We start from the raw sequence: 6000 nt of genomic DNA on the forward strand, positions 1-6000 counted from the left end.
GCACCGGTAGCAACCCTCACAGGTAGCAAACCTCGGCGGCGGGCACGGGTGGCGGCGCTACGCTGACGGGCATGCCTCGTTATGACTTCCGCTGCCGCTCCTGCGGCGCCACGTTCGAGCTCCGCCGCGCGATGGCGCAGGCCAACGACCCCGCCGTCTGCCCGCAGGGGCACCCGGACACCGTGAAGCTGCTGTCGACCGTCGCCGTGACCGGCGCGGCCTCCGGCGGCGCCGCGCCGCGGCAGGCCCCGTCGGCCGGTGGTGGCGGCGGGGGCTGCTGCGGCGGCGGCTGCTGCGGCTGAGCGGGGCCAGCGGACGGGCTACGACGGGACGGCGGCCGCCATCCGGGGGCCGCGGACGCGGGCGAGGAACCGGCGGACGATCTCCTCGCCCGCCGCGACGCCCACCTCGTCGAGGACGGTGACGCCGGGTGCCGTCCACCCGGCGTCCGCCAGTTCGCCGTGCCCGGGGCGCCAGCCGGTGTCGGCGGCGAGCAGCAGGTCGGCGTCGAGCAGCGAGTCGCCGGCCGACAGGACGGTGGGGCTGCCGCCGACCCGGCGGACGACCTCGGCGAGGGCGGCGCTCTTGCTGAGCGGCGCCGGCACCGCGTACACCTTGCGGCCCTGGAGCGAGACGGTCCAGCCGCGTTCGGCGCACCAGCCGGTCAGCTCGTCCAGCCAGCCGGCCGGCAGCTCGGCCCGTTCGACGACGAGGTAGGCGAAGAGCTCGTCGGCGACCCGGCGCTTGTGCGTCCACTCGGGGTCGGCGCAGAGCGCGAGGTGTTCGACCACCTCGGCGAGCGGCGCCGCCCCGGCGGCCAGCCGGGCGGCCATCTCGGCCTCCCAGTCCCGGTCGGGCACGCCGTCGACGAGCAGCCGGCCGCCGTTGGCGCAGATCGCGTACGGCGGGACCCAACCGGGTGTCGGGCCGGGCAGGTTGACCCGCTCGTACTGGGCGCGGGTGCGGGTGGTGGCGGGGACGAACACGGCCTCGGCGGTCAGTTCGGCCAAGAGCGCCGCGGCCTGCTCGGTCATGAACGAGAGCGCCTTGCCGTCGTGCACCTCGACGGAGAGCAGGCGCGGCGCCAGCCGGTCCGGCACGTCGAGGGCGAGGGCCCGGTTGGAGTAGATCAGGGTGCGGTCGAGGTCGCTCGCGACGATGTGACGCAGGGAGAGCAGGGACATCGGGGCTCAGGACTCCTTCACCAGGACGGCCGTGCCGGAGGCACCGGTCGCTCCCCGACTGTAGCGGGGGTGGATGAGGCCGACGCAGGAGTACGGCAGGTCGTCGACCTCCTCGACGGGGACGCCGCGCTGGGCGGCGAGCAGCCGGACGTGGTCGAGGTCGGCGCCGGCGCCGCGCCGGGCCAGCACCCGCCAGGGGACGCGGCGCAGCATGACCCGGGTGGTCTCGCCGACGCCGGGCTTGACCAGGTTGACGTCGTCGATGCCGTACTCGGCGCTGATCCGCTCGACGGCGGCCCAGCCGGCCCAGTCGGGGGCGCGTTCGGCGGCCCGGTCGGTGGCGAGGAAGCGGTCGGCGGCGGCGACCGCCTCGGCGCGGACGTCGGCGAAGTGGTCGGCGACGGTGTCCAGGAAGGCGCCGGAGACGTCGGCGCCGGCCAGCTCGGTGTAGTGCTTGGCGCCGTGGAAGTCGTCCGGGCCGATCAGGTCGGCGCGCAGCACGGTGCGCGAGACCAGGCCGGAGACGGTCGAGTTGAGGCAGGCGGAGGGGATCAGGAAGTCGTCCCGGGTGCCGTAGGTGCGCACGCAGCGGCCGGGGTCGGCGAGGACGGCGAGCCCGGGGTCGAAGCCGGTGCCGGCCAGGGCGGCGTCGAGTTCGCGGGTGATGGCGCCCTTGCCGGTCCAGCCGTCGACGAAGACGACGTCGCCGGCCGGGTGGTGGGCGGCCAGGTAGCGCAGGGCGACCGGGTCGATGCCGCGGCCGCGGACGATGGAGACGGCGTAGTGCGGGGCCTCGACGCCGTGTCCGGCGGCCAGCCAGCGGCGGATCAGGACGCCGACGGGCGTCCCGGCGCGGGCCAGCGAGGCGAGCACCAGGCCGGGGCCGCGTTCGCGCAGCAGCGTCTCGGCGACGGTGCCGACGGCGAGCGCGATCCGCCGGGCGGAGACCCGCAGGGCCTGGTGGAACAGTTCCTGGTACTCGGGGCTGGGCTGGTACTCGACCGGCAGCGACTCGGCGTAGTGGGCGCCGCCGCTCTGCACGGCCTCCTCGCGCTCCTCGGTGGGCGCCTCCAGGGCGACCCCGGAGAGGTCCTTGAGCAGCCAGCCGACCTCGTCGGCGCGGTAGGAGGAGAACGCCGGGCCGTACAGCGGCGAGGGCAGCGCGGGGGCCGGCCGGTGCGAGGGCAGGACGGCGAGCACGACCCGGTCGGTGACCTGCCGCAGCTGGGCCAGCAGGGCGCGCTCGCCCTCGTGCAGCGCGGGGGTGTCGGCGACGTCGTCGACCACCAGCACGACGGTGCCGAAGCGGCGGGCCGGGTCGGCGCCGGGGGCGACGTTGTAGGCGTAGCGCTCGCGCGAGGAGTCGTCGGCCGGGTCGTCGTGGGCGGGGAAGGCCAGCCGGGTGCGGATGGCGTAGCCGGGGTCGTCGACGGCGAGGACGGGCGAGCGGGTGGTGGTGGAGAAGCGGACGCGCTCGGCGCCGCCGGGGAGGCGGTCGGCGAGGGCGCCGGCCAGCCGCAGCGGCGCGTACATCAGCTCCTCGAAGCCGAGCACCAGCACCCGGCCGTCCTCGGCCCCCCCGCCATCGGTGCCCGCGCCGTCGACCGCCGCCGCCAGCTGCTCCGCGAGGCGCGGGAGCGCGGCCTCCAGCCGGGCCCGGTGCTCGGGGGTGAAGCCGTGCCGCCCGCCGTCGGGCAGGTCGGCCGGCCAGTCCAGCTCGGCCCGCACCACGGGAGCCGGGGACGCCTGAACGGCCGGGGCGGCCGGGGCGGCCGCCGAGGACGAGGCGATCAGCCGCTCGGCCCGCTCCAGGATGTCCGCCGGCAGCTCCACGCCGCCGTCGGCCAGGGCCACCAGGTCGAGCCGGACGCCGAGTTCGGCGGCGGTGTCGGCGAGCCGCCGCCGGTCCTCGGCGCCGCGCAGGTCGACCAGGGCGACCACCACGTAGTGCTCGCGGGGGTGGCGGCCGTGCAGGGCGCGGATGGTGTTGAGCACGGTGGTGCCGGTGGAGAACTCGTCGTCGACCAGGACCAGCGGCCCGCCGCCGGCGAGCAGCCCGGGGTCGGTGGGCAGCAGCAGGTGCGAGGTGGCGTGCGAGTGCTCCTCCTCGAAGCCGCCGACCGGGGTGAGACCGGCCACCGGGCGGCGGGTGGAGTGCAGGTAGGGGGCGTCCAGGCCGTCGGCGACGCTGTGGCCGAGGCCGGTGGCGGTCTCGGCGTACCCGAGGACGACCGGCGCGTCGGTCCCCTTGAGCGGATCGAGCAGCTCGCGCACCCGGTGGCCGAGTTCGAGGCCGGCGCCGTGCACCACGGCGGGGCGCTGCGGGACGTGCTTGCCGAGCACGGTGGAGACCAGCAGGTGGGCGCGCTTGCGGTTCTCCCGCAGGGCGAGGCCGACCAGGTCGGGGAGCCGCGGCGAGCCGGTCAGGCCGACGCCGGCCCGTTCGGCGACCCACCGGCCGGTCCACTCCTGCGGTCCGGTCCACTCCTGCTGTGCTGTCACTGCGAGGTCCTGCTTTCGATGCGATGGTGGTGCGGCTTCCGACTGGACGGCCCAGCGGGAGAAGGCGGCGGACTACGGGCTCAGCGGCAGAGGCAGGCGGAGAGCAGTTCCGCGAAGCTGACGTCCTCGCGGGCCACCCCGAACACCTCGGCGCGCAGCAGCACCCGCTCCGCCCAGGCCCGGTGCGGCTTGGCCTCGTTCATCTTGTTGGTGTACGCCGAGCGCAGCACCCCGCCGCCGCCGCGCTCCTGCCGGAGGATGTCCTGGGCGTCGCTGTACTCCTCGTGCGTGACGACGGAGAGCGCGTGCACCGCGGGGACGTGGCTGGGGTGGATGCAGGTCTTGCCCAACAGGCCGTTGGCGCGGTCGAGTTCGATCTCGCGGATGAGCCCGTCCAGGTCGTGCTCGATGATCCGCTGGCGCACCGCCTCGCGCGCGGGTCCGGCCTCGGCGAACGGGGTGCGGCGCAGCTGGGGCTTGAACATCCGCTCCTGGACCGGGAAGTACTCCCAGACCGGGCCGGTGACGGTGAACCCGGTGCCGTCGGCGCGGCCGAGCACGTTGACCACGTCGCCGATCACGGCGGCGACCAGCGCGACGTCGTACGCGGTCAGGTCGGGCGAGCGGCGCAGGCCGTACGCGGAGCAGAGGTCGGTGACGCCGAGGCGGACGGCGAGGACCCGTTCGCGGTGCTTGTCGAGCAGCCGGGCTATGCCGAAGAGCTGGTCGCGGCGGGTCTCCAGGTGGGCGAGCTCGGGGGACTCCAGGACGGGCATGGCGAACAGCCGGCGTCCGGTGGCGGCCTCGGCGGCGGCGAGCGCCTCCAGGAAGTCGCCGCCGGTGTCCTCGGTGAACTTGGGGAGCACGAAACCGGTGAGCAGTCCGACGGCCGGGCCGAGCCGCTCGGTGAGATCGGTGAGCTGGGCGGCGGTTCGCACTCTGATGAAGAGGAGGGGCAGGTCCTGTGTGCAATCCGTGGAGGTTCTCACTCCGTCGGCCCCGTCGACACCCTCCGTCACCTCCGCCCAGAGCTCGCCGAGCCGGGCCACCAGGTTGGCCTCGGCGGCCGGCACCTCGTGGTCGGCGATGGCGTCCTCCAGGCAGAGGACCATCGAGACGACGCCCCGCGCGGCCTGCTTGCGGACGTCCGCGCGCAGGGTGGTCCGGGTGGCCGGGCTGTAGAGCGTGGCGCCGAGCGCGGCGGCCAGCACGGCCGCCTCGCTGTCGGGGGTGAAATCCTGCGGCGGGGCGAGAAAGAGCCGGTCGCGGACGTCGTCCGCGAGGTGGCCGAAGTGGCGCAAGGTGCTCTCCTCAGGAGGTTCGGCCGCCGGTCCGGCGGAGGCGGGGAGGGCGGCGACGGCGTCCGGTCCGACACCGGTTCAACCGGTTCGACCGCCGTGGTGGTTCCCGGTCCGAGACCCCCCGGTCCTCGTTGACCGGACCCCCAGAGCCCCCCGCCAGCCCATCGTACGGACGGCGCCCGGTCGGGAGCGGTTCCGAAACATCGAATTCTCGGAAGGTTACCTTCCGCTTCACAAAGCGCAAGCGTTGGCAAAGTCCCTCCACCGCGCCCCCTCCGGTCACGTTGTCCGAAGGGGTGGCGAACAGGCAGGATGGTCGGCTATGACGCACGTGATGGCCAAGGGCGCCAACATCGCACTGCCGGTGGCGGCGGTCCGCGCCGTGCTGCGCTGGAGCGCCACGCCCGGTGCGCCGGACGTGGACGCCTCCGCGCTGCTGCTCGGACCCGGCGGCAAGGTCCGCTCGGACGCCGACTTCGTCTTCTACAACCAGCCGCGCCACCCGTCCGGCCTGGTGCGCCACCTGCCCAAGCAGCAGAGCGCCGACGGCGGCGAGATCACCGACACCGTCGAGGCCGAGCTCGGCAAGCTGGCGGCCGACGTCGACCGGGTGGTGCTGGCCGGCTCCTCCGAGGGCGGCTCGTTCCGCGCGGTGAGCGGACTGCGGCTGCTGCTCTTCGACGCCGCCGGCGGCGAGGGCGCGCCCGCCCTGGCGGAGTTCGCGATGGCCGACGGGGACGAGGTCACCGCGCTGGTCGCGGGCGAGCTCTACCGGCGGGCCGGCGGCTGGAAGTTCCGGGCGGTCGGCCAGGGGTACGCCTCCGGGCTGATCGGCCTGGCCACCGACTTCGGCATCACCGTCGAGGACGAGGGCGACACCACCCAGGCCCAGGGCGCCGCGGCCGCCCCGAGCACCCCGGCGGCCCCGCCCGTGGACCCGCGGGCCGCGCTGCCCGACCCCCGGCCGGCCGGCCGTCCCCCCAGCAGGAGTGTGCCCACCGTGTCCGAGACCG

General features: G+C 75.4%; 5 protein-coding genes. 2 read left to right on the plus strand and 3 right to left on the minus strand.

Annotated features, from left to right (window positions below):
- Positions 1 to 71: 71 nt before the first annotated feature.
- The gene (locus tag AB0N76_RS33060) at positions 72 to 302 is read left to right on the plus strand and encodes a zinc ribbon domain-containing protein (RefSeq protein ID WP_363563533.1); all 231 of its coding nucleotides are present in this window, start codon (positions 72 to 74) and stop codon (positions 300 to 302) included.
- An 18-nt stretch (positions 303 to 320) separates the two neighbouring features.
- On the opposite strand, the gene AB0N76_RS33065 is transcribed toward AB0N76_RS33060, so the two are convergent.
- From AB0N76_RS33065 to AB0N76_RS33075, 3 genes are all read right to left on the minus strand, one after another.
- Positions 321 to 1169 carry an HAD family hydrolase gene (locus tag AB0N76_RS33065; RefSeq protein ID WP_363563547.1) on the minus strand — a complete coding sequence of 283 codons (849 nt, stop codon included), beginning with the start codon at positions 1167 to 1169 and terminating at the stop codon, positions 321 to 323.
- A gap of 21 nt (positions 1170 to 1190) precedes the next feature.
- Positions 1191 to 3686, minus strand: a complete 2496-nt coding sequence (locus AB0N76_RS33070) for a phosphoribosyltransferase (RefSeq protein WP_363563535.1) — start codon at positions 3684 to 3686, stop codon at positions 1191 to 1193.
- An 80-nt stretch (positions 3687 to 3766) separates the two neighbouring features.
- Positions 3767 to 4987, minus strand: coding sequence for an HpcH/HpaI aldolase/citrate lyase family protein (locus tag AB0N76_RS33075; RefSeq protein WP_363563537.1), 1221 nt, complete (start codon positions 4985 to 4987; stop codon positions 3767 to 3769).
- Positions 4988 to 5309: 322 nt separating this feature from the next.
- Between AB0N76_RS33075 and AB0N76_RS33080 the strand changes: the two genes are divergently transcribed.
- The coding region (locus AB0N76_RS33080; RefSeq protein ID WP_363563539.1) for a TerD family protein at positions 5310 to 6000 on the plus strand (691 nt) is incomplete at its 3' end.

This window comes from Kitasatospora sp. NPDC093806 (genome assembly GCF_040683335.1).
Taxonomy (GTDB): domain Bacteria; phylum Actinomycetota; class Actinomycetes; order Streptomycetales; family Streptomycetaceae; genus Kitasatospora.